Source organism: Sodalis sp. dw_96 (assembly GCF_018449575.1).
Classification (GTDB): domain Bacteria; phylum Pseudomonadota; class Gammaproteobacteria; order Enterobacterales; family Enterobacteriaceae; genus Acerihabitans.
Genome location: NZ_JAAVUT010000012.1, coordinates 115,192 through 139,904, shown reverse-complemented (window position 1 = coordinate 139,904; position 24,713 = coordinate 115,192). Strand labels below are relative to the sequence as shown.

The window sequence follows — 24,713 nt, the reverse complement described above, 5'->3', positions numbered from 1 at the left end:
TCCCTTCCCGACCCGGTCCGTCGCAGCGGTTAATCCCGGTCAGTGGAGGCGCATTATAGGGACTTCCCGAGGCGTGGCAAGCGCTTATTGCACATTTTTGACCAACAGACTAATTATTACTCAAGAAGGCGCCGTCATCGGCAATTTTTCCAGCGAAAAGAAGCCGTAACGCTGCAACACCGGCAATAATTCCATCGATTGCGGCGTCATGGTTAAACAATAGGCTTTATTTTCACTCGTCGAGCCGGTGCCGGTGATTTCATGAGCTATGAGCCAAGCCGCGCGTTTAGCGATCGCGGAACCTGAATCCACCAGCCGGGTGCCGTCGGGCAACACCGCTTTGAGCTCCTCCGCCAAAAGGGGGAAATGAGTACAGCCCAGCACCACAGTATCGGGCGGCTCCACTAACCGCAGCCACGGCCGCAGAATTTTTTGCAATACGGGCAATGCGATGGTTTCGCCATGCAGTTTGGCTTCCGCCAATTCCACCAGTTCGGCTGAACCTAACGTGATGATATGGCAGTCGGCGGCAAACTTGGCGATCAAATCATGGGTATAGGTACGGTGTACCGTGGCACGGGTGGCCAATAAGCCGACTATGCCGTTGCGGGTGAGCTTGGCGGCGGGCTTGATCGCCGGCACCACGCCGACAATCGGACAAGCAAAGCGCTCACGTAAGGCGGGCAGGGAGATGGTACTGGCGGTATTACAGGCCACTATCACCATATCCAGCGCGTGCAATTGCTGAACGGCGGCGACGATATTGACCACCCGCTCGACAATGAAGTCTTCCGGCTTTTCGCCATAGGGAAATTCTTCGTTATCGAAAACATAGATATAATGCGGATCCGGCAGTAATTCCCGTACTTCATCATAAATGGATAAACCGCCCACCCCCGAATCGAAAATCAGAATGGTGGGTCGTTTTGTCTTGCTACCGTCAGAAGGAATAGGTTCCCGTGAGATAAAATTCTCGTCCAGCGGTCTGGTAGCCATAAGCTGTCTCATACTCTTTATCAAACAGATTGGCTATTCTACCACGAACCGTCAGATGTGGGGTTAACGGATAAGAAGCGGCAATGTCCCATAAGCTGACGCCGCCCATCTTCACCAGTTCGCCGGTATTATAATCCGTGTCGTAACGCTGGCCGAGGTAATGGTAATTAAGGGACCAGTCGATAGCCGCCACTTGCCAATCCAACTGGTATTTGACCTGCTGCTTGGCCCTGCGGGCCAGGATCTGGTTTGTGGTGGCGTCGCGGGGGTCAAGATACTCCAGGGTTAATTGATGCCGGAAAGGACCTGTATCCACCGAGCCGGTCCATTCCACCCCTTTGATACGGGCTTTGCCGATATTGTAGTAAGTGTCATTAGCCGTGTCGTAATCGATCAAATTGTCTATATCGTTGCGATAAGCCGAGATACGCCAGTCCACCGGGCCGGTCAATCCTTCCACCCCGCCTTCCCATTGTTTGCTCTCTTCGGGATCCAGATTGGCGTTACCGCCATAGGAACCGTAAAGCTGGCCGAGGTTAGGCGCCTTATAGGCGGTACCGTAAGAGCCGATCAGGCGATAGCCTTCTATAAATTCCCAGGCGGCGCTGCTTTGCCAGGTGCCGTGCCAGCCGAATTGCGAATTGTCATCTCCTCGCACCGCCCCTTCCAAGGTTACCGGTCCAAAAAGCTGCTGTGTCGTGGCATAAACGCCGGTATTGCGCTGCTCGTAGCCTTCGGTGAGGTAATCAGTACCGGGTTCGGTGGTCTGCTTTTGCCAGTCCATCCCGGCGCTGACCAAGCCGTGGGTGACATGAAGGGTATTGCCCCATTGCACATTGTATTGATCGGAATCGTCAAGGGTAGCGGACGCCGAATACGGGCCGTATTTGGGATCATAGTTATAATCTTTGGTGTGGCTATAACTGTACGAGAGCTGGGATGCGTAAATACCGTCCTGGAAACGTAATCCGGTATCATAGGTCCGGCTATATAACTGGCGGGTATCGGGCAGCGCATCGTAGTGCTCCGGATCGGTATAGGCATAGGTACCATCATAAGCGGTACGATTGTCATAGCCGTACATCCGCGCAAAGCCGCTGAACTGTTGATTGAACGCATGATCCAGCGAAGCAAACAGGGTCTTGCTCATGAATCCGTCGCGGTCGGGCTGCGCCGGATCGCCATAAGGGTCGGGCAAATTGGCTTTCACATCGAATCCGCGGGTATAGGTGTAGTTTCCCGCCACCGTGGCAACCGTATTATCCCCCAGCCGCTGCTGGGTGGAACCGTCGTAACTTTGGTAACCATTTGACCCCATGCCGGCACTCAGGGTGGTTCCGGGCTTTTCGCGGGTGGTAATGATATTCACCACTCCGCCGATGGCATCCGAGCCGTAAACGGCGGATCGCGGGCCGCGGATAAATTCGATGCGCTGAACCAGCGAGATGGGAATTTGGCTGAGATCGGACGAACCGGAAATGCCCGCCTGATTCAAACGCACGCCATCGATAAGCACCAGGGCGTGACTGGAATTGGTGCCGCGGATAAACAGCGAGCTTTGCTGCCCCAAGCCGCCGTTTTGCGCGATATCCACACCCGGTAAACGGCTCAGCGCTTCAGCCACCGATTTGATTTGACCGCGGTCGATATCTTCGCGGGTCACGACGCTGGTGGGCGCCAGTACTGACGATACCGGCTGTGGAAAACGATCCGCCGAAACAATCTCTGTATCGCCATTGCCGTTTTGTGCGCTGTTATCCTGCGCCCACCCAGAGAATGTCGTAACGGACAACGCCGCCAGAACGGTTTTTTTGATAGTCAACATTGACATAGCATCCAATAGATAAAACAGGATGCCGCAGGTTCCGTGTTTGATAGCACGCGATAAACAGGGATATTGCGACGAAATACCGGCAGGTTTTCGGGCTTGGGATGTGTCATTCAACACCAGGCGACAACTTCCCGTCGAATAGACAGTGTCTGCTTTCGCAATCGCCCTGACGTCCCCTCACCGCTGCGCGTCAGCTCCAGCTTAGAACTGGATTCCCTTTTAACTCACAAGAGACCGGGCAAATATCCTACAATCAAAGGGATAATTATGTCTATAGCACCCATTAGGTAAGAAATTATAAATTGAACAGCATTGGACATCATCCGTTTATCCCCTACAATCCCCCACAAACCGATAAAATCGGCCCATACCGACGAGAAAACATGATGACTACCGAAACGTTGCCTATCGACATCTATGAAAAGCAACTGGCTGAAAAAGCCGCCCGACTAAATGCGATGATGGCAGCCTACCGGGCGCCGGAGCCGGAAATATTCCGTTCGTCGGCAAATCATTACCGGATGCGAGCCGAATTCAGGGTTTGGCACGAAGAGCAAGACCTCTACCACATCATGTTTGACCCCCTCACCAAAGAGCGTATCCGCATCGATTTTTTTGCCGCCGGCAGCGAGCTGATGAATCGGTTAATGGCCGCTATGATGCAAGCCTTGCGCCTCTCGACGGTTTTACGGCGTAAGCTTTTCCAGCTTGATTATCTCACCACCATGAGCGATGAAGCGGTCATCACCCTGATTTACCATCGGCCGCTGGACGACGAATGGCGAGAGTCCGCCACAGCGCTGCGGGATGAGCTGCGGGCACAGGGTTTTGCGGTGAATCTTATTGGGCGCGCCGCCAAGACCAAGATTTGCCTGGATCGGGATTATGCGGATGAAAGGTTGCCGGTGTCGGGTAGGGAATTGATCTACCGGCAGATTGAAAACAGTTTTACCCAGCCTAACGCCGCCGTCAATATCCATATGTTGGAATGGGCATTGGCGGCAACGCAAAACGCCCGGGGGGATTTGCTGGAACTGTATTGCGGCAATGGAAATTTTTCGCTGGCGCTGGCGCGGAACTTCGAGCGGGTGCTAGCGACGGAAATCGCCAAGCCCTCGGTGGAAGCAGCGCAGTACAATATTGTCGCCAATCATATCGACAACGTACAAATCGTTCGCATGTCGGCGGAGGAATTTACCCAGGCGATGCAGGGCGTGCGTGAATTTACCCGGCTGAAAGATATCGATTTGGCGAGCTACCGCTGCGAGACTATTTTTGTCGACCCGCCGCGCAGCGGGCTGGATGACGCCACGGTAAAGCTGGTGCAAGCCTATCCCAGCATCCTGTATATTTCCTGTAATCCCGAATCTTTGTGCCGTAATTTGGAAACTCTTTCCCTAACCCACGACATCGAACGGATGGCGCTGTTTGATCAATTCCCTTATACCCGACATATGGAATGCGGCGTGCTGTTAACGGCAAAAAAGCCTTAAAATCCGGTCCCAGAGGTTAGGCGCTTTACGAAGCCGGCCATCGGCTAAACCAGACACTTCCCTGCGCCTTTAACGCTACACACAACGTTTTCGAGCCATTGCCGCCCCATGCGGGCGCGCCTGGCGTATTCCTCCCTTACCGCCGGGGTTGATTTGGGACCATTGCTCCATAGAGCCGTCGCGTTCCCCATTTCCCCTCCCCCGCATCTGCCCCGCCCCGTGGGGCTTACATAAATTTTTTTGTCGCCATGATCGATATGTGACACGCATCATATCAAAAATCTAATGTAAATTTAAAATATACTTTCATATTAAATAAAATAATGTTTTATTTTTACAATGGGGTGAAGGATGTCACGGACCAACTATCGATGGGTTATATGCGCATTGTTATTTTTTGGCACAACCATAAATTATCTTGACCGGCAAGTGCTGAGCTTGTTAGAGCCGGCATTAGCCAAAGAATTCAGCTGGAGCAATAGTGATTATGCGAATATTGCAGCTGTATTTCAGTTTACTTATGCTATCGGGATGCTGTTTGCCGGACGGTTTGTCGATTTTACCGGTAGCAAGGTCGGATACTCCTGGGTATTGGGCCTTTGGTCTCTTGGGGCGGTATTGCATGCCTTTGTGGCGCAGATAGGGGGCGGGATATCCGCCATGCTGTCTTCATTAAGCATTTCGGTGCCGATAACGATCGCCGGATTCATGTTCGCCCGACTGGTTTTAGGGTTGGGAGAATCGGGAAACTTCCCTTGTGCCATTAAAGCCGTCGCCGAATGGTTTCCTAAAAAAGAACGTTCTTTCGCCACCGGCATATTTAATTCAGGTGCAAATGTGGGTGCTATCCTCGCACCCTTGGCCGTGCCATGGTTAGCCGCCCAATGGGGATGGGAATCGACGTTTGCCATTGTTGGTGCTATTGGCTTTATTTGTTTGTTCTTTTGGAAAGGATTGTTCGATTTACCATTAAAATTATTTACTAAAGGCAAATTGAATCAAGCGGAATATAATTACATTTCCGAGGATGCGGACTCCCAGCAGAACCGGGAACAGGAGCACGAAAAGATATCGTGGTTCAGCTTATTGGCCTATCGCCAAACCTGGGCATTCGCCATCGGTAAATTCTTGACCGATGGAGTGTGGTGGTTTTTCATGTTTTGGCTGCCGGCTTATCTGAGCGCGCAATACAAGATGAGCGGGACGCAGATGATGCTGCCTATCGCCACCATCTACTGTATGACCATGGTGGGCAGTATCGGCGGTGGCTGGCTTCCGGCGATGTTTATGAAAAAAGGCCTTAATCCTTATGTTGCCCGTATGCGGGCCATGCTGTTTATTGCCGTGTTTCCGCTCTCCGCCTTATTCGCCCAGCCATTGGGTCATGCGGGATTCTGGATGCCGGTTATCCTGATTGGTATTGCCGCCTCTGCCCATCAGGCATGGTCTGCAAATTTATTCACAACCGTATCCGATATGTTTCCTAACAAAGCCGTTGCCTCGGTGATTGGTATCGGCGGCATGGCGGGAGGATTCGGCGGCGTGGCGGTTACCAAGGTTGCCGGCGCGCTGTTCGATCATTATCAAGCGCTAGGGGAAATTAACGTGGGTTATAGCATTATGTTTGTATTTTGCGGATTAGCTTACCTGATTGCCTGGGGATTGATGAAAACGTTAGTTCCCAGATTTAAAGTCATTGAATTTAATCAAATCTGATAAAGGTGAACAATACTTCGACTGGAAATCATTCCTGTCATAAATATTATTTGCCGGCACAATATAATCCTGTTTAGCCGGTATGAGGTGTACCGTGGCCGGAGGATACACCGCTGATATTCCGTTTTATAAAGCATATCTTCCGGCCAGTCTCACCGCGGCAGTTTGGATGAGTAACATATAACATCCTGCCGCTGATGCTTTTACCCATTCTTCTGCTAAAAAAAACCTGTATCGCCGCCATAAGGACGGTCTGTATTACCGTTGATGCATCAGATAAATATTTGGTTTCTATCGTTGCGTTGACACCTGTGAGAGAAATGAGTATGCATTAAGATATCTCATGTCATCTCTCCCGGAGCAGTAACGACAATGCAGACTTCAACACTCGCTGATCAACAGCTTGCCGCGTTAGCGGCTCGTTACGGCTCGGAACTGCCGCACGAAGGCGGGCCGTGGAACGAGACTCTATCCGCCTTGCTTTCCCACCGCTCAGTGCGAAAATATCTGCCCAAAGCGTTACCGGACGGTACGCTGACAACGCTCGCCGCCGCCGCGCAATCGGCCGCTACGTCGTCCAATCTGCAAACCTGGTCGCTGATTGCCGTGACAGACCCGGCGCGCAAAGCACGTTTGTCCGCGGTTGCCGCCGGGCAAAAACACATCACCGAATGCCCGCTTTTTCTGGTGTGGGTCGCGGACTTATCCAGGCTGCGCCGCGTTGGCGAACAAAAACAACAGCAATTAGCGGCGATTGATTACCTCGAAATGCTGCTGGTGGCCACCATTGACGCGGCGTTGGCGGCGCAAAATGCCGTAGTGGCGGCGGAATCCCTGGGATTATCAACCGTCTATATCGGCGCATTGCGCAACGACACCCAGCGGGTGGCCGCTGAACTGAATTTGCCGGCCGGCGCGGTAGGCGTGTTCGGCTTATGTGTGGGATATGCCGATCACAGCGCTCCCGCCGAGGTTAAACCGCGCTTGCCCCAATCGGTGGTGGTTCATCGGGAACAATATGATACTTCGGGCGAGCCGGCACGGTTGGACATCTACGACCAGGACCTGGCCGAGTTCAGCCGGCGAAATGAAATGTCGGTCAGTAATTGGACCGATCGGGTGATTGCGCGCACCAAAGAGCTCAAGGCGATGGCGGGGCGGGATAGACTGGCTGCTGCGTTACGTGCGCTGGGATTCCCTCTGGAATAACCGCATGAGAATAAATATAGGAAACACGGGCTAATGTAAGGGCGGCGGTTCTCGCCCGTAAGATAAGTGCCTTCAGGATGCTCGGTTAAAGTGAAAAATGTCGTTTATGAGTTTATCCTATCTGTCATAGGTAGTTTACAAGAATACAAATCCGGTAATTACGCCGATATATAACCCTATGATGCCTACAGGAACTAACTGAAAAGGATGTGGGATACCTAGGCAAGGTGGAAGCTTGGCGCCAATTAGCATACCGCTGACTAAACCAATATGCCCACCCACACAAAGCGCGAGTCTTTGATATTTCCGCTTTGCTTGCCATAGTTCAGATTCTAGCTCCGAGGAGACATTGTTTATTTCGCGTAATGAATAAGTACTCAGATATTCCATGAGAGCCAGAGCACCCATTACAAGCCCCACAGTTGTCGCCATTGCACACCACGACATGGCAATATTTGCGGCACGTTTGAGCGAAGCGGCTAACCCGGATGGGGAACGGGGAGAAGTGCCATCCCAGTCAATCTGAATTGGCTGCTGGTGAATATGAGTCGGCTGTTGGGGAATAATTTGTACGTCGCTATAATTATAAGAAGAAGATATACACATTATTTTCCCTGCAATAATTTATCTTGAACCATATTAACTATAATCATATTATAGTCTTTCGAATTCTTTAGGACTGTAACATCATTACTGTGTTGCAAATTATCTTATATAGAATACGCCTTTTTGTTGAAACGAATTCTAAATAATCTAGGCAAAGGGTCTAATCTCACGATGCTATGATATTTTTTTTGGTTTTCTCATTGACAATTAATATACGCTTAAAATTAATTATATATTAACTATGGAAAGCGTAACGATAATTAAATATCCTGGTCCCGGCCCGACCGGTCAAGACGTTTTAATTTTCGTCCAATCCAGAACACCAGCACCACCGCCAGGATGGCCGGCACAAAATTGGAACCGATGACCGGGTATTCCGCCCGGATAATGGCGCTATAAAGCAACAGTCCCAGCAGGAAGCTCGCCGCCGCCAGGGAAGGGAACCCTTGGGGCATGGCACAATCTTGATAATGGTAATGCAGGCAGTACACCGACAAAATCAGAGATATAATCGGAAAAATAGAAAAAGGCACAATGGAACTGAAAATGGCCGCAAAGGTACCGTTAATGGATAAGCCGGCAATCAATGCCAAGGCTAGCGTTCCTTTCTCGCCGAGAGGTTTATTCGTCATGTTACCTACCTGCTTTCATCAAGAGAGAGGGCGGTCGCCTTTTCCTGCTCCCGGCGATACCAATAAAAGGCCCCCTTTGAAATCATACGCAGCTGTAATACCAGGCGCTCTTCCAGTTCACGCCGCTGGTTAATATCCACATCAAGCGCTTCGGCGCCAGCATTGAAGACAATGATGACCATAGCTTCCGCCTGAGCTTCGGTAAAACTGCGCGGCATATGATTTTCGATTTCGAGATAATCGGCAAGTTCCGCGATAAAATGCTGAATTTCACGGGCGACGGCGGCACGAAAGGCGCTGGACGTGCCCGACCGTTCACGAAGCAACAGGCGGAAAGCATTGGGATTGTTGCCAATGAATTCCATAAAGGTGGCCACCGAGGTGCGAATGACGCTGCCGCCTTTGGCAATACGTTGGCGCGCCTGGCGCATCAGTTGACGCAGCATCAGACCGCTTTCATCCACCATGGTCAAGCCCAGTTCGTCCACATCGCGGAAATGGCGATAAAAAGACGTGGGCGCGATACCGGCCTCACGGGCGACTTCACGCAGGCTCAGGCTGGCAAAACTACGCTCGGCGCTTAATTGGCTGAACGCCGCTTCGACAAGAGAACGTCGGGTCCGCTCTTTTTGTTGCGCTCTGACGCCCATAATTCAATCCAGCCCTCATACCCATAAAGACCCACTATATCAAAATTTGTTGCAACCGCGTTGATACAAAATCTGAATTTTCGCAAAAACGCCCTAACCCCGCGCCCAGTAACAACTAGTCGAAGAAAAAGCCTGCGGGCGTTGGGATATTCGGTCTACAATGTTACATTAACGTTGTGAATTTGTTTAATGACAGGTTTGACCCGAATGCAATCAGAATACGATTATGATGCCATTATTATTGGCTCAGGTCCCGGCGGCGAGGGTGCCGCCATGGGATTAACCAAACAGGGCGCCCGTGTTGCGGTGATTGAACGCTATAACAGCGTCGGCGGCGGATGTACTCACTGGGGCACCATCCCGTCGAAAGCGCTGCGTCAAGCGGTGAGCCGTATTATCGAATTCAACCAGAACCCGCTGTACAGCGGCAGCACCCACCTGCCCCGGGCAAGTTTCGCCGATATCCTCCATCATGCGGATATGGTTATCAAACAACAAATACGCATGCGGCAAGGGTTCTATGAGCGCAACCAGTGCCAGATCATTACCGGTGACGCCAGTTTTGTCGACGCCCATACGGTGAAAGTGCAGTATCCTGATAACTCGGTGGAAATGCTCAGCGCGGCACATATAGTCATCGCCTGCGGATCCCGCCCTTACCATCCGCAGAATGTCGATTTTAATCATCCACGCATCTATGACAGCGATTCCATTCTGGATTTGAAACACGACCCCCAGCATGTGATTATTTACGGCGCCGGGGTGATCGGCTGCGAATATGCGTCTATTTTTCGGGGATTAAACGTTAAAGTCGATTTAATTAATACCCGCGATCGGCTGCTTGCCTTCCTTGATCAGGAAATGTCGGATGCGCTTTCTTATCATTTCTGGGAAAACGGCGTAGTCATTCGCCATAATGAAGAATATGAACAAATTGAAGGCACTGACCAAGGCGTTGAGGTCCATTTCCGCTCAGGAAAACGGATGCGGGCCGATTGCCTGCTTTTTGCCAACGGCCGTACCGGAAATACCGACTCGCTGGCGCTTGAAAATATCGGACTGGAAGCGGATAGCCGTGGCCTGATCAAAGTAAATAGTATGTATCAGACCGCAATAACACATATTTATGCCGTCGGCGACGTCATCGGTTATCCCAGCCTTGCATCCGCAGCCTATGATCAGGGACGCATCGCGGCCCAGGTTATTATCAAAGGACAGGCCAACGTACAGCTGATTGAAAATATCCCTACCGGGATTTATACCATTCCAGAAATAAGTTCCGTGGGTAAAACCGAGCAGGAGCTGACGATGCTGAAAGTTCCTTACGAAGTGGGACGAGCACAGTTCAAACATCTGGCGCGGGCGCAAATAGTCGGTATGAACGTGGGTAGCCTGAAAATCCTGTTTCATCGGGATACCAAGCAAATTTTGGGTATCCATTGCTTTGGCGAACGTGCGGCGGAAATCATCCATATCGGCCAGGCCATTATGGAACAAAAGGGTGAAGGCAATACTCTCGATTACTTCGTGAATACTACCTTCAACTACCCCACCATGGCGGAAGCTTATCGGGTCGCGGCCTTGAACGGATTAAACCGCCTCTTTTAGCGGGTTGGTGCCCATATAAGCCTGCATATGATCGCGAATGGACTCGGCCAGCTGTTCATAGCGTGCGCGCAGCGGTGAGCCGGGACGGTATACCAGGGCAATAGTGCGTTTTGGCTCCGGCTTGTAGCATGGCAGATAACACACGCCGTCGCGTTTGCGTTCGTTGGGTACCGCCAGCGCGGGCAGCAGGGTAATGCCGCTGCCGGCGGCCACCATGTTACGCAGTGTCTCCAAACTGGTGGCCCTAAAGTGAGTATCTTCATCGGCACCGGCCTGGAAACAGAATCCCAGTGCCTGATCCCGCAGGCAATGGCCATCTTCCAGCATCAGCAGTTTTTCCCCCGCCAAGTCGGACATCGGCACCCGATCCCGGTCAGCCCAGCGATGGCTGGCGTAGACGGCTAATTGCAGCGGCTCGTCGAACAAGGGGACTTCGATGAAAGCTTCCGATTCTTTTACCAATGCCAGGATTGCGCAATCGAGTTTGCCGCTATCCAGTTGCAGTAACAGTTGGCTGGTCTGCGCTTCATGCAGATACATCTCCAGCTTGGGAAAGGTCTCATGCAGCGTAGGAATGATATGCGGCAACAGATAGGGTCCCACCGTCGGAATCAGACCGATATGCAACGGACCGGACATGGACTCACCTTGCTGACTGGCCATCTCACGCAGGATTTTCACTTCGCGCAATATCGTCCGGGCCTGCTCCACCAGCAAAAGTCCGGCCTGGGTGAACAGAACTTTCCGGCTGGTGCGCTCCAGCAGCATTACGCCCAGTTCATCTTCCAGCTTACGAATCTGACCACTCAAGGTGGGCTGGCTGACATGGCTGGCATCGGCGGCCCGTCGAAAATGACGATGCTCAGCCAGGGCCACCAGATACTCAAGGTCGCGAATATTCATTAACACCCTCCAATCCGCGATAGTTCGCGTCGATAGATAGGATAGCAATCAACGATTATACCTATCAATAGTTAATATCAATATTATCCCCAACGCAGTATGACATGCTGTTTGCTCTTTTTAGTAAGGGATTTCTATGATAAATGCCCGCGAAGGTAAAATCGTGCCGCGGGTCTTTATCGGCGGACGTCATCTCGGCGGCGGCGAAGAGCTGGAATCCTGCCTGCCGCAGCCGGCATGAGTTTGTTTGAGCGGGCTTACGCCCGCTATTTACGGCTGATTGGAGAGATTTTTATAGGGAATCGAGGCGCTTTTGCGCTTCGTCAATGGCGAAGGATACCTGCCGGGGAGACACGCCGCCTTGTGCCGAGCGTTTATCCAAACAGGACTGCAGCGAAAGCGCCGCATAGACATCTTCAGAAATTACCGAACTGAATGCCTGCAATGACGCCAGCGGCATATTTTCCAGAGGAATGGCCTTTTTAATCGCTTCCACCACCGCTTCACCGACGATATGGTGGGCTTCACGGAAAGGCACGCCCTTGGCGACCAGGTAATCCGCCAGTTCGGTGGCATTGGCGTAACCCTGCTGGGCCGCTTCCCGGCAGCGTTCACGCCTGACCTGCAGGCCATCCAATACCAGTGCCGCCATGTGCAGGCAGTCCAGCCAGGTATCCATGGCATCGAACAAGCCTTCTTTGTCTTCCTGCATATCCTTGTTATAGGCCAGCGGCAATCCTTTCAGGGTCATCAACATGCCGGTGAGCGCGCCTTGTACCCGGCCGCATTTTCCCCGAATCAGCTCCAGCGCGTCCGGATTTTTCTTTTGCGGCATCAGCGAAGAGCCGGAAGTGACACGATCCGATAATTCGATAAACGCCGACTCGCCGGAGTTGAAGAAAATCAGGTCTTCCGCAAAACGCGAGAGATGGACCATGCTGATGGCGGCATCCGACAAAAGCTCCAGCACGTGATCGCGGTCTGAAACGCTGTCCAGGCTATTGCGGGTCGCCGAGGCGAACCCCAGCCAATCCGCCAGCTGTTCGCGATCGATGGCATAAGCGGTGCCGGCCAGCGCGCCGGAACCCAGGGGACTGACATCAAGGCGTTTCAGGGTATCCTGCAGACGGCTTTCGTCACGCGCCAGCATTTCGGTATACGCCAGGCACCAATGGGCAAAGGTTATCGGCTGGGCTCGTTGCAAATGGGTATAACCGGGCATGACGGCATCTTGCGTGGCTTGGGCGGTAACAATCAAGGCCTGCTGCAGTTGGCGAACGGCGGAAATCAGTTCAGGCACCTGCATTTTGCACCACAGTTTCAGATCGGTAGCCACCTGATCATTGCGGCTGCGTCCGGTATGCAGTTTTTTACCCAAATCCCCTACTTTATCGATCAGCCGTTGTTCCACCCAGCTGTGAATGTCTTCCGCATCGCTGGAGAGGATAGCTTCCGGCGTGGCGCGAACTTCCTCCAGGATATACGCCAAGGCTTCTTCCAAACGGCGCTGTTCGTCGGTGGTCAGCACACCGACGGTCACCAGCGCTTTGGACCAGGCCACCGAACCGATAAGATCCTGCTCAGCCAGCCGGAAATCAAACCGCAGCGAGTCGTTAAAAAGTTTAAAGCGTTGATCCGCCGCCTGACTGAACCGTCCACCCCAAAGTGCCATATCTTACTCCCTTCGCTATACCCGTCATCTTTCAAGTTGCAGCTGTGTTGGCTGCACCCGTTTACCCCAGTCACTTAGTTATCTAAGCTCCTGGGTGTTCACGGACTCGCCGCCTTGACGCAGCTTGAAAGCTTTTGGGTATTCTATTTTTTGAAAACATCAGGCCAGAATACGGGTACCGATGGCGACGCCGTTAAAGAGTGCCGGGAGCTGGTCGGCATGGCGCCAGCTGGCGATATCCACCGGTCGGCCCAGCGTGCGCGCAGCATCCAGCGCCGCATTGACTTTTACGATCATGCCTTCGGTAATAATCCCCTGGGCAATCAGCTGCTCGGCTTTATGCGCGGTCATTTCCGCGATACGCCGTCCTTTACCGTCCAGGATGCCGCTGACGTCGGACAACAGAATCAGATCGGCGCCCAGGGTCTCCGCCAAGGCGGTGGCGGCCTGGTCGGCGTTGACGTTCATCAGTTCGCCCCCGTCGGTGATACCGATGGAACTCACTATCGGCAAATAGCCGGCGCTCAGTAACGAGTTCAATAACGCGGGTGACCCCGGCTGCGCTTTGCCCACATGGCCCAGTTTGGCATCCAAAGGAGTCACTTTAACGCTATCGCCGTCGCCCAGGCATAATCCCACCGCCGGAATAGCATGTTTCTTGGCCCAGGACAGCAGGGTTTTGTTCGCCGTGCCGGCCAGCGCGCCGGTGATAATGTCGATCTGATCCGCCGGAGTTACCCGAAGACCATCAATTTTGATCACCGGTAATGCCAGTTTTTTCATCAGCTCATCCACCAGGCAGCCGCCGCCGTGGACGATCACCAGCGGGCGCTGGTGCTGAGCGCGATAACTGTCCAGCGCGCTGAACAGCCGTTCCAGGGCTTCTTCACTGTCCAGCAATACGCCGCCTAATTTTACAATTAACGGATTCATTGTTTTTGTGCCTCGTTGTTTGCCGTTAAAGCAGCCCCAGGGTTTGTGCGAAACCAAACCGGATATTAGCGCACTGAACCGCCTGCGCCGCCGCTCCCTTTAATAAATTGTCTTCTGTGGCCACGACGATCAGATGTTCGCCCTGCATCGCAAAACCGATGTCGCAAAACGGTAGCCCCACCACGGCTTTCAGCGCCGGCACACCTTTATCATACAGCCGCACCAGCGGTTTATCCTGATAGGCGTTGTGATAGCATTCGGCCACATCTTGTGCCGTGACGCCGGTCTTCAGCCGACAGGTGATGGTGGCCAGGATACCCCGGGCGAAGTTGCCGAGATGGGGTGTAAAGATTACCGGGATCCCCAGATGAGCGGCGATTTCCGGCTGATGGCGATGAGTGAAAATCCCGTAGGGTTGTAAACTGACTTCGCAAAAGCTGCTCGCCAATGACGCCTTGCGCCCCGCGCCGCTTACGCCGCTGACGGCATTGATAACCGGCCATTGCCCGTCGTTGAGCAGGCCGTCGTCCACCAAAGGTTTAAGCGCCAACTGCGACGCGGTGGGATAACAGCCCGGGACGGCAATCAGCTGTGCGTGTTTCAACGCTTCGCCCTGCCATTCCGCCAGGCCGTAAACCGCCTTCGCCAGCCAATCGGCATGCTGATGCTCAAAACCATAATAACGGCTGTAAAATTCCGCCTGGTTCACCCGATAAGCCCCGGACAGATCAAAAACCACACAGCCGGCGGCCAGGAATGCCGGCGCCAGATCATGGCTGACTTCATGGGCGGTGGCGAGAAACACCACATCCACGGTTTTCGCCAATTCGCTCACGTCATCCCCCAGGGGCTGCAGCGGCAAATCAACGATACCTTTGAGTTGGGGATGAATATCGGACAGACGTTTTCCCGCATCCGCACTTTGCGCTGAAACCGCCAAAGCGGCTATGTTCATCTGCGGGTGGCGATTCACATAGGCCGCAAGCTCAGCTCCGGCATAACCGCTGGCACCGACAATCAGCGTATTCAGCATGACTTATGTTCACCTTCTTAATCAATGTTAACAACGATAATGGTTCTCCAGCGTTTATTCGCTGTTCACCCGCGAGGCCAAGCGTAGTAATCTGTTAATAATCCGTTTACTTAACGCTCAACGTTAGTGTATTTTTATTCACTATTATTGCATGAATATTGATACTATCCAACCCAAAGGCTTTTAACAGTGAAGAATATTTTGCCTCCGTTTATTGAGTTATACCGTGCCCTGATTGCCACTCCGTCAATCAGCGCCACCGATAGCGCGCTGGATCAGAGTAATCAGACGCTAATCAATTTATTGGCGGGCTGGTTTAGCACATTGGGGTTTCAGGTCGAGATCCAGCCGGTCCCCGGTACCCGGAACAAGTTCAATATGCTGGCGAGTATCGGCAGCGGCGCCGGCGGTTTATTGCTGGCGGGTCACACCGATACCGTGCCTTTTGACGATGGGCGTTGGACCCGTGATCCCTTTACCCTTACCGAACATAATAACAAGCTATACGGACTGGGCACTGCGGATATGAAAGGTTTTTTTGCTTTTATACTCGACTCCCTGCGGGATATCGACGGCAGTAAATTGAAAAAACCCCTGTATATCCTGGCTACCGCCGATGAAGAGACCACCATGGCCGGCGCCAGTTATTTCGCCTCATCCAGCCAATTACGACCGGATTGCGCCATTATAGGCGAGCCGACCTCCCTGCAGCCGGTACGCGCCCATAAAGGACATATGTCCAACGCCATCCGCATCGTCGGACAATCCGGCCATTCCAGCGATCCGAGCCGCGGCGTCAATGCCATTGAACTCATGCATGACGCGATTTCTCATCTGCTGGTATTGCGCAACACCTTACAGCAGCGTTATCACCATGCCGCTTTTGACATTCCCTACCCCACCATGAACCTCGGCCATATTCATGGCGGAGATGCCTCCAATCGTATTTGCGGCTTCTGCGAATTGCATATGGATATCCGGCCGCTGCCGGGCTTGACCCTCAGCGACCTGAACGGACTGCTGGGAGAAGCATTGGCGCCGGTAAGCGAAAAATGGCCGGGCCGGCTGACTATCGAAGCCCTTCACCCACCGATCCCCGGCTATGAATGCCCGGCGGACCACCGTTTGGTGGCCGTGGTGGAAAAATTGCTGGGCACCAAGACCGCCGTGGTTAACTATTGTACCGAGGCGCCGTTTATCCAGGAAGTCTGTCCTACGCTGGTATTGGGACCCGGGTCAATCAATCAGGCGCATCAGCCAGATGAATATCTCGATACCGCATTTATTAAACCGACGCGGCAGCTAATTTCCCAAGTGGTACAACATTTTTGTCTGCAGTAAATTTTTTAACTGCCTCCCCTTTCCGTCATCTTCACGCCGGAAGGGGATAAATGCGCTCAAATTGTGTCATATTTGTACTATAAAATAAGTATTACTTATATCGGGCCCATGTAATTAACTTTCACGAATTAACGTGAATACGCGGTTTTATGCCGTGAAATGATGTCATTTGACGAATGAATCGATACATGGCTAGATAATGGCGGGTGATCTACGTCATTCGGGTGAAACAAACTTTCAGGTAAGTTGGATCAGGGTCCTTATGAACGAACAATATTCGGCAATGCGCAGCAACGTTAGTATGCTCGGGAAGCTTCTGGGCGACACCATTAAAGATGCAATGGGTGAAAATATCCTGGATAAGGTAGAAACCATCCGGAAGCTGTCCAAATCCTCCCGAGCGGGTAGCGAGACGCATCGCCGGGAATTGCTAACCACGTTGCAGAACCTGTCCAATGACGAATTGCTGCCGGTGGCGCGTGCTTTTAGCCAGTTTTTGAATCTGACCAACACCGCGGAACAGTTTCATGCCATTTCCCCCCATGGGGAAGCCCTTAATAATCCGGAAGGATTAGGTAAGGTTTTTGCCCGCCTGAAAGATAATAAAGAGCTGGATGACAAAGAAATCCGCGCCGCCGTGGAGTCCCTTTCCATTGAATTGGTGTTGACCGCCCATCCTACGGAAATTGCGCGCCGTACCCTGATCCATATGCTGGTTGAAGTCAATAACTGCCTGAAACAATTAGATCACAATGACTTGGCGGATTATGAGCGGAAGCAAATCATGCGCCGGCTGCGTCAACTGGTGGCGCAATACTGGCATACCGATGAAATACGCCATAACCGCCCCTCCCCCGTTGACGAAGCCAAATGGGGTTTTGCCAACGTGGAAAACAGTTTGTGGGAAGGCGTGCCGCAATATCTGCGGGAGTTGAATGAACAGCTGGAAAGCGTGTTCGGATTCAGCCTGCCGGTGGAAAACGTACCGGTGCGCTTCACCTCATGGATGGGCGGCGACCGCGACGGCAATCCGAATGTCACCGCCGACATCACCCGCCGTGTTTTGTTGCTCAGCCGCTGGAAAGCCGCGGATTTGTTTCTCCGTGATATACAGGTCCTGGTTTCCGAATTGTCCATGACGGAATGCACGCCTGAAATGCGGGCTCTGGCGGGCGGCGACGAGGTGCTGGAACCCTATCGCGTGGTGATGAAGCGCCTGCGCGGGCAATTGGTCGCTACCCAAAACTGGCTGACCGCGCAGGTTAAAGGTGAACATCAATTGCCGCCGGACGATTTGCTGGAAAGCAACGATCAGCTTTGGCAGCCTTTGTATACCTGCTACCAATCGCTGAAAGCCTGCGGCATGAATATCATCGCCAGCGGCCAGCTTCTCGATACGCTGCGCCGTATTAAATGTTTCGGTATTCAGCTGGTCCGCATCGATGTTCGCCAGGAAAGCACCCGTCATACCGAAGCATTAAGTGAAATCACCCGTTATCTGGGGCTAGGGGATTATGAAAGCTGGTCCGAAGCCGATAAACAGACCTTTCTGATTCGCGAGCTCAACTCCAAACGGCCGTTGCTGCCGCGTTACTATCAGCTCAGCGACCAAACCCACGAAGTGTTGGAAACCTGCCGGGTGATAGCCGATGCGCCGCAAGGATCCATTGCCGCTTATGTCATCTCCATGGCGAAAACCCCTTCCGATGTGCTGGCGGTGCATTTATTGCTGAAAGAAGCCGGCTGCCAGTTCCCGCTACCGGTCGCACCGCTGTTTGAAACCCTGGACGACCTGAATAACGCCGATGACGTGATGACCCAATTGCTGAATATCGATTGGTATCGCGGCTTTATCCAGGGTAAGCAGATGGTCATGATCGGCTATTCCGATTCGGCCAAAGACGCCGGGGTTGTGGCGGCATCCTGGGCGCAGTACCGCGCGCAGGACGCGTTGATTAAAACCTGTGAAAAAGCCGGCATCGCACTGACGCTGTTCCACGGACGCGGCGGCTCCATCGGTCGTGGCGGCGCGCCGGCCCATGCCGCGTTACTGTCGCAGCCCCCGGGAAGCCTGCGAGGAGGCTTACGGGTGACTGAACAAGGCGAGATGATCCGTTTCAAATTCGGTCTGCCGGAAGTGGCCATTAGCAGCCTGGCGCTCTACACCGGCGCGATTCTGGAAGCCAATCTGCTGCCGCCGCCGGAGCCGAAGCAGGAGTGGCGCACGCTGATGGACGATCTCTCCACTACATCATGCAATATGTATCGTGGTTATGTGCGTGAAAATGCCGATTTTGTGCCTTATTTCCGTTCAGCTACCCCGGAGCAGGAGTTAGGTAAATTACCGTTGGGATCGCGTCCGGCGAAACGGCGGCCCAACGGCGGCGTGGAAAGCCTGCGTGCCATTCCGTGGATTTTTGCCTGGACGCAGAACCGGTTGATGCTGCCGGCCTGGCTGGGCGCCGGCGCCGCTTTGCAAAAAGCCGTCGATGAAGGCAAACAGGATGAGTTGGAAGCCATGTGCCGCGATTGGCCGTTTTTCTCCACCCGTATCGGCATGTTGGAAATGGTGTTCGCCAAAGCGGATTTATGGCTGGCGGAATATTACGACCAGCGCCTGGTGGAAGAGAAGTTATGGCCGCTGGGAAAACAGCTGCGTAAGCAATTGGCGGATGATATTAACGTGGTGCTCACCATTGCCAATGACGATCATTTAATGGCCGATCTGCCGTGGATCGCGGAGTCCATCGCCTTGCGCAACGTCTACACCGACCCGTTGAACGTACTGCAGGCGGAATTATTGCATCGTTCGCGCCAGCAGGAACAGCCCGACCCGCGGGTGGAACAAGCACTGATGGTGACCATCGCCGGCGTGGCGGCGGGAATGCGCAATACCGGTTAGCAGGAGAGAGTTCAGATTCAAACCGGACTCTCGGGTCCGGTTCAGGCTGCTGACAAACGTACTCGGAGTCGATAAGGCGGGGCACTTTGTCAACAAGCCCACCGGATCCTCGGGTCCGGTTTTTTTATGGCGGCTCGCCGCCAAGGCGCCTCCCGGGATTACTAAGGCGGAAGGGATCGGGCTGTCGTTATTGGACGGTCTGAACGATAGTCTGTTCGGCGGCGACCTGCGGCCGCACGCCGAGAGTATGGCAAATGGCGTAGGTCAAATCGGCGCGATTCAGGGTATAGAAATGAAAATCCTTAACCCCTTCCCGGCTGAGGATTTTCACCATATCCATGGCAATTGAGGCGCCAACCATTTTGCGTGTTTCAGCATCGTTATCCAGGCCGTCAAACATATTGGTCATCCAGTTCGGCACCTTTACATTGGTCATGGCGGCGAAGCGCTGCAGCTGCTTGAAATTGGATACCGGCAGGATGCCGGGCACGATTTCGGTTTCAATCCCGGCGGCGACACAGCGGTCGCGAAAACGCAGATAACTTTCCACATCAAAAAAGAATTGGGTAATTGCCCGGCTGGCGCCGGCTTCCACCTTCTTCTTCAGGTTGATCAAATCCGATTGGGCGCTTTTGGCCTCCGGGTGTACCTCCGGATAGGCGGCCACGGAAATATCAAAATCGCCGACCTTTTTCAGCAACGTCACCAAATCGGCGGCATACATGGCCGGTTTACCGCTGCCGGGTGGCAGGTCACCGCGCAGCGCGACGATATGACGGATGCCGCTGTGCCAATAGTCTTCGGCAATCTTTTTCAGCTCTTCCTGCGTCGCATCGATACAGGTCAGGTGCGGCGCGGCATCCAGGCCGGTGCGCTCCTTGATATCCTTGATAATGCTATGGGTGCGATCGCGCTCACCAGAGTTGGCGCCGTAAGTCACCGAGACGAAGGTCGGTTTAAGAATGCTCAACCGGTCGATGGAGTGCCACAGCGTCTGCTCCATTTCACTGGTACGGGGAGGAAAAAACTCAAACGAGACGTTGATATTGCCCTGTAATTCGGCCAGGTTCTGGTTCAGGGCTTCCCGCTGATTGGCGTGAAAAAAACTCATACCTTTTCCTCTTACGCTGGTGATTGTTACTGAAGACTGTGCGCTGATGATAGTGCGTCGCGATCTCATATTGATATGCATCTATACGTTTAGACGTCTAAATAGAATTTGACGGAAATCGTTAGTAGAGTCAATAAAATCGTTAGCCATGATGGGGAGTAATCTTCACGGATGTTGAAAAAAATTCATTTGTTGTTATTACGCAAAACACACACCGTCTGCAAATATCAGGCCGGGCAGGTATCCGTGAAACGATAACCTCCCGGCCAGATATTTTATAACAGCTGCGCCAGCCGGTTTAAATCCGACTGGATAGCGCCGGCGGTAACATCCCGACCCGCCCCCGGCCCGCGAATCACCAGTGGGTTATCCCGATACCAGCGGCTCTCGATGGCAAACACATTATCACAGGGCAACAGTGCCGCCAGCGGATGTTCCCGGCGTACCGCCTCGACCCCGACGCGGGCTTTGCCGTTGGCATCAAAGCGCGCCACATAACGCAAAACCAGCCCCATCTCGTTGGCCGCTTCAAGTCGGCGGGTCATTTCTTCGTTCAGGGCATCGCCATCTTCGAAGAATTGGTCCACCGAACCTTTTTCACTGCTCACGGAAACCAATGATTCAACCCGAACCTGATTCGGTTCGATATCGTAACCGGCTTCCCGCGCCAAAATGACCAGCTTACGCATGACATCCTGACCGGACAGGTCAACCCTGGGATCGGGTTCGGTCAGGCCCTGTTGCCAGGCCTGCTCCACCAAATCGGTAAAGGGCACCGTACCGTCGAATTGTAAAAACAGCCAGGACAGTGTGCCGGAAAAAATGCCGCTGATGGACAGAATGCTGTCGCCGCTGTCACGCAGGTCGCGCACCGTATGGTTAACCGGCAAACCGGCGCCTACCGTGGCGTTATAAAGCCAATACCGCCCGGTTTTGGCAAAAGCGTCGCGAATTTGACGATAATTATCCCCGCTGGAGGCCCCCGCCAGTTTATTGGCGCTGATCACATGGAAACCGTAGCTGGCGAAATCCAGATATTGCTCCGCCAGGATCTCGCTGGCGGTAACATCCAGCACCACCAGATCATCATAGGGATGCGCACGCATCCAAAGAAAGAGATCTTCCGGGTCCTGCTCAACGGCTTCATCGCTGAAGAAGGCCAACGCCCGGCTGGCGTTAAGTCCGTCATAATTCAGCAGGCTACGCTGACTGTCCACCACGCCGCTGAGAATAAATTCAAAGCCGGTGCGGGCTGACAAGCTTTCCTGCTCTCGGGCAAACAGCTCCAGCCAGCGTGAGCCGATATTACCTTTGCCGAACAGCACCAGGCCGATACGCTTTTCGGCGCGAAACAGCGAGGTATGCAGTCCCTGAATAACATGCTCGGTAGGACCGACACGCAATACCGCCACCAGGCTGATGCCGTCTTCCGCCTGCCAAAAAAACTCCACCGGCTGGTATTTAAGCTGTTGATAAAAACGATGACAATGCAGCGGGTTTTTGGCGACGCCCGCCCCCACCATCGCCACCAGGGCCAAACCTTCGCGCAACTGCAGCTGTCCGGGCAACGCCGCCTGCTCCAGCATCTGGTAAACGCTGCCCACCACCTCGGCGGTATAGCAGAGTTGTATCAATCGGCGATCGCGATGAATTCCCATGGCCAATGGTTTGATTTGCGTGCGTTTCAATGCCCCATCGATCGCTAACTGCGCCTGGCTAAAATCATGTTGCGGCGCGACCGACAGCTCAATCAGGCAGACATCATCATGGCTGGTGACAATTTTCGCACCGGTACCCGAGGCCAGGACCCTCTCAATACGGGTCGATCCCTGTTCCGGTTGATAGCTGCATCGCAGCATCAAATCAATATCGCTGCCGGAAACCGGCTGCAAGGTCCGGGTGTGAAGGACCGGCGCGGCCAAACGCGCCAATTCGCTGGCTTCATCAAGACGTAGCAGCGGCAGCAAGCATGCATCCTTGACCTTGCGCGGATCGGCGCTGTATACCCCGGCCACATCACTCCATATGGTAACTCGCGTTACACCCGCAAGGGCGCCGATTTGGGTGGCGGAATAGTCGCTGCCGTTACGCCCCAGCAATACCGTATCCCCCGCTTGGTTACGGCTGATAAAGCCGGTTACCACCAGACGTTTATTGGGATGTTGAGTGAGTATTTGCTGTAATAACGGCCAGGAACCGGCTTCGTCCACCTGCGGCTGCGCGGCATATTCAGCACGAAGGAAATCCCGGGCATCAAGCCAGACCGCGTCTATATCCTGCCGGTTAAGCACCGCGGCCATCAATCGCGCCGACCAGATCTCACCGTGCCCCACCACTTCGGCATAAACGGCATCGGTCATTTTCCCGTCCAGCAATACCGCCAGGCGCTCGAGATCGCGAATAAATTCCGCGATCATCACATCCGCCTGTTCAGGCGGCAGCAGGCCGCTTATCAACTGATGTTGATAACGGCGCAAGGTTTGCTGGATCTGGTGCGCGGAGATACGGTCACTTTGGCTGAACTTTAGCCAATTAATCAATTGGTTAGTGGTGCTGCCCGCAGCAGATACCACCATCAGATCGCCGGGTTGGCTGTATTCGGCCATAATGCCCGCCACCCGTTGATAACATTTCACATCCGCCAGGCTGCTGCCGCCAAATTTATGCAGCTGCCTGCCGATCGGGCGTCCAATCGTCCCAAAAGCACTCATACTTACCTCTTAGTCGCTGCCTGGAAAGCCTGCTCCAAATCAGCTATCAAATCTTCACCGTCTTCGATACCTACCGACAAACGCAAAAGGGTTTCGCCGATACCGGCAGCCGCGCGCGCTTCCGGTGCCATACCGGCATGCGTCATGGTTGCCGCATGAGAAATCAGGCTTTCCACACCGCCAAGGGATTCCGCCAGGGTGAACAATTCCAGGCTGGACAAAAAGCGCCGCAACACGGCTTCATCGCCATCCAATTCAAAACTCAGCATAGCGCCGAAGCCTGACTGTTGACGGCAGGCGATTTCATGCCCCGGATTACCGGGCAGCCCGGGATAATACAGTTTTTTTACCAGCGGCTGCTGCTGTAAATAGGCCACGATATCCTGGGCGTTGCTCTGCTGCTGCCGAATGCGGGGATTGAGGGTGCGAATTCCGCGCAATAACAGGTAGCTGTCGAAAGCGGCACCGGTGACACCGATATTATTGGCCCACCATGCCAGATCGGTGGCCAGGGCGGCATCTTTGGCAATCACCGCGCCGGCCACCACATCGGAATGGCCGTTCAGATATTTGGTACAGGAATGCACCACCAGATCGGCGCCTAATGTGAGCGGCTGCTGCAGCGCCGGGCTCATGAAAGTATTATCCGCCACGCAGATAGCCCCGACCTCGTGTGCAGCCCGGCATATCGCGGCAATGTCCACCACACGCAGCAACGGATTGCTCGGCGTCTCAATCAGCACCAGCTTGGGTTTTTCAGCCAACGCCGATCGCAGCGCCGATTCATCACCCTGATCGACAAATTTTACCCGATACGCGCCGCGTTTGCTCAGACTATCGAACAGGCGATAACTTCCGCCATAACAATCATGAGGCGCCACCAGCAAATCACCAGGCTGTAGAAACACCGTACAAACCAAATGTATCGCCGACATACCGCTGCTGGTGAGGACCGCGCCGGCACCCTTCTCCAGTTCCGCCAATGCCCGCTGCACGATATCACGGGTCGGATTGCCCCGCCGGGAATAGTCATGAGCGCGGGGTTGGTTGAAATCCACGAAGTTATAGGTGCTGGAAAGAGTGATTGGCGGAACTACGCAACCGAATTGTTCATCATCATTAAGCCCGCTGCGAACTGCGATTGTGGCCTGTTTGCGCGTCATGTACTCGCATCCTGGTAAGTGCTGGAGAGTGGAGGTAAAAGAGTAACCTTCCGCAAGATAGACGTCAATACATCTGGACATCTAAACTTCTTAGCGTATAGATTGAGCAAATTATCAATAACAGCTAAAATTATGCGGGTTTAAAGTGTTAAAATCTAACTCCTCTTTTACCGCAGGCGATAGCGGCGGTCGAGGACGTTATA

18 protein-coding genes and 1 riboswitch are annotated in these 24,713 nt (G+C 53.4%); of the genes, 6 read left to right on the top strand and 12 right to left on the bottom strand.

Annotation, left to right across the window (positions count from 1 at the left end):
• Positions 1–120 precede the first annotated feature (120 nt).
• Positions 121–996: a glutamate racemase gene (murI, locus tag HB631_RS17950; RefSeq protein WP_213992544.1), complete on the bottom strand. Its 876-nt coding sequence runs from the start codon at positions 994–996 to the stop codon at positions 121–123.
• Positions 941–2,818: a TonB-dependent vitamin B12 receptor BtuB gene (gene btuB, locus HB631_RS17945; protein ID WP_213992551.1), complete on the bottom strand. Its 1,878-nt coding sequence runs from the start codon at positions 2,816–2,818 to the stop codon at positions 941–943. The genes murI and btuB overlap by 56 nt, the downstream gene beginning before the upstream one ends.
• A gap of 72 nt (positions 2,819–2,890) precedes the next feature.
• Positions 2,891–3,081: riboswitch (cobalamin riboswitch) on the bottom strand.
• Between the two features lie 132 nt (positions 3,082–3,213).
• Here btuB and trmA point away from each other — a divergent pair.
• The 3 genes from trmA (at position 3,214) to HB631_RS17930 (ending at position 7,245) form a co-directional block, all read left to right on the top strand.
• Positions 3,214–4,320: a tRNA (uridine(54)-C5)-methyltransferase TrmA gene (trmA, locus tag HB631_RS17940; RefSeq protein ID WP_213992550.1), complete on the top strand. Its 1,107-nt coding sequence runs from the start codon at positions 3,214–3,216 to the stop codon at positions 4,318–4,320.
• Positions 4,321–4,707: 387 nt separating this feature from the next.
• Positions 4,708–6,036: an MFS transporter gene (locus HB631_RS17935; protein WP_213992543.1), complete on the top strand. Its 1,329-nt coding sequence runs from the start codon at positions 4,708–4,710 to the stop codon at positions 6,034–6,036.
• Between the two features lie 372 nt (positions 6,037–6,408).
• Positions 6,409–7,245, top strand: coding sequence for an NADPH-dependent oxidoreductase (locus tag HB631_RS17930; RefSeq protein WP_213992542.1), 837 nt, complete (start codon positions 6,409–6,411; stop codon positions 7,243–7,245).
• 135 nt (positions 7,246–7,380) lie between these two features.
• On the opposite strand, the gene HB631_RS17925 is transcribed toward HB631_RS17930, so the two are convergent.
• The 3 genes from HB631_RS17925 to fabR all read right to left on the bottom strand — a co-directional run bounded on the left by HB631_RS17925 (position 7,381) and on the right by fabR (position 9,133).
• Complete coding sequence (locus tag HB631_RS17925; RefSeq protein ID WP_213992541.1) at positions 7,381–7,851, bottom strand: hypothetical protein; 471 nt, start codon at positions 7,849–7,851, stop codon at positions 7,381–7,383.
• Positions 7,852–8,111: 260 nt separating this feature from the next.
• The gene (locus HB631_RS17920) at positions 8,112–8,483 is read right to left on the bottom strand and encodes a YijD family membrane protein (protein WP_213992540.1); all 372 of its coding nucleotides are present in this window, start codon (positions 8,481–8,483) and stop codon (positions 8,112–8,114) included.
• Between the two features lie 5 nt (positions 8,484–8,488).
• Complete coding sequence (gene fabR / locus HB631_RS17915) at positions 8,489–9,133, bottom strand: HTH-type transcriptional repressor FabR (RefSeq protein ID WP_213992539.1); 645 nt, start codon at positions 9,131–9,133, stop codon at positions 8,489–8,491.
• 207 nt (positions 9,134–9,340) lie between these two features.
• Here fabR and sthA point away from each other — a divergent pair, with 207 nt between their 5' ends.
• A complete protein-coding gene (gene sthA / locus HB631_RS17910) occupies positions 9,341–10,741 on the top strand; it encodes a Si-specific NAD(P)(+) transhydrogenase (protein WP_213992538.1) in 1,401 nt (466 codons plus the stop codon).
• On the opposite strand, the gene oxyR is transcribed toward sthA, so the two are convergent.
• The 4 genes from oxyR to argC all read right to left on the bottom strand — a co-directional run bounded on the left by oxyR (position 10,724) and on the right by argC (position 15,282).
• Positions 10,724–11,644, bottom strand: coding sequence for a DNA-binding transcriptional regulator OxyR (oxyR, locus tag HB631_RS17905; protein WP_213992537.1), 921 nt, complete (start codon positions 11,642–11,644; stop codon positions 10,724–10,726). The two genes, sthA and oxyR, sit on opposite strands and share 18 nt — an antisense overlap.
• A gap of 292 nt (positions 11,645–11,936) precedes the next feature.
• Complete coding sequence (gene argH, locus HB631_RS17900; protein ID WP_213992536.1) at positions 11,937–13,316, bottom strand: argininosuccinate lyase; 1,380 nt, start codon at positions 13,314–13,316, stop codon at positions 11,937–11,939.
• A gap of 159 nt (positions 13,317–13,475) precedes the next feature.
• On the bottom strand, positions 13,476–14,249 hold the full coding sequence (gene argB / locus HB631_RS17895; RefSeq protein ID WP_213992535.1) for an acetylglutamate kinase: 774 nt from the start codon (positions 14,247–14,249) through the stop codon (positions 13,476–13,478).
• 25 nt (positions 14,250–14,274) lie between these two features.
• On the bottom strand, positions 14,275–15,282 hold the full coding sequence (argC, locus tag HB631_RS17890) for an N-acetyl-gamma-glutamyl-phosphate reductase (protein WP_213992534.1): 1,008 nt from the start codon (positions 15,280–15,282) through the stop codon (positions 14,275–14,277).
• 189 nt (positions 15,283–15,471) lie between these two features.
• On the opposite strand from argC, the gene argE reads away from it, so the two are divergent.
• Both argE and ppc read left to right on the top strand, forming a co-directional pair.
• Entirely contained in the window at positions 15,472–16,623 is a 1,152-nt protein-coding gene (argE, locus tag HB631_RS17885; RefSeq protein ID WP_213992533.1) for an acetylornithine deacetylase, read from the top strand.
• A 262-nt stretch (positions 16,624–16,885) separates the two neighbouring features.
• Entirely contained in the window at positions 16,886–19,525 is a 2,640-nt protein-coding gene (gene ppc / locus HB631_RS17880; protein ID WP_213992532.1) for a phosphoenolpyruvate carboxylase, read from the top strand.
• 187 nt (positions 19,526–19,712) lie between these two features.
• On the opposite strand, the gene metF is transcribed toward ppc, so the two are convergent.
• From metF to metB, 3 genes are all read right to left on the bottom strand, one after another.
• On the bottom strand, positions 19,713–20,636 hold the full coding sequence (metF, locus tag HB631_RS17875) for a methylenetetrahydrofolate reductase (protein WP_213992531.1): 924 nt from the start codon (positions 20,634–20,636) through the stop codon (positions 19,713–19,715).
• A 275-nt stretch (positions 20,637–20,911) separates the two neighbouring features.
• A complete protein-coding gene (locus HB631_RS17870) occupies positions 20,912–23,347 on the bottom strand; it encodes a bifunctional aspartate kinase/homoserine dehydrogenase II (protein WP_213992530.1) in 2,436 nt (811 codons plus the stop codon).
• A gap of 2 nt (positions 23,348–23,349) precedes the next feature.
• The gene (gene metB, locus HB631_RS17865; RefSeq protein WP_213992529.1) at positions 23,350–24,510 is read right to left on the bottom strand and encodes a cystathionine gamma-synthase; all 1,161 of its coding nucleotides are present in this window, start codon (positions 24,508–24,510) and stop codon (positions 23,350–23,352) included.
• Positions 24,511–24,713: the final 203 nt, after the last annotated feature.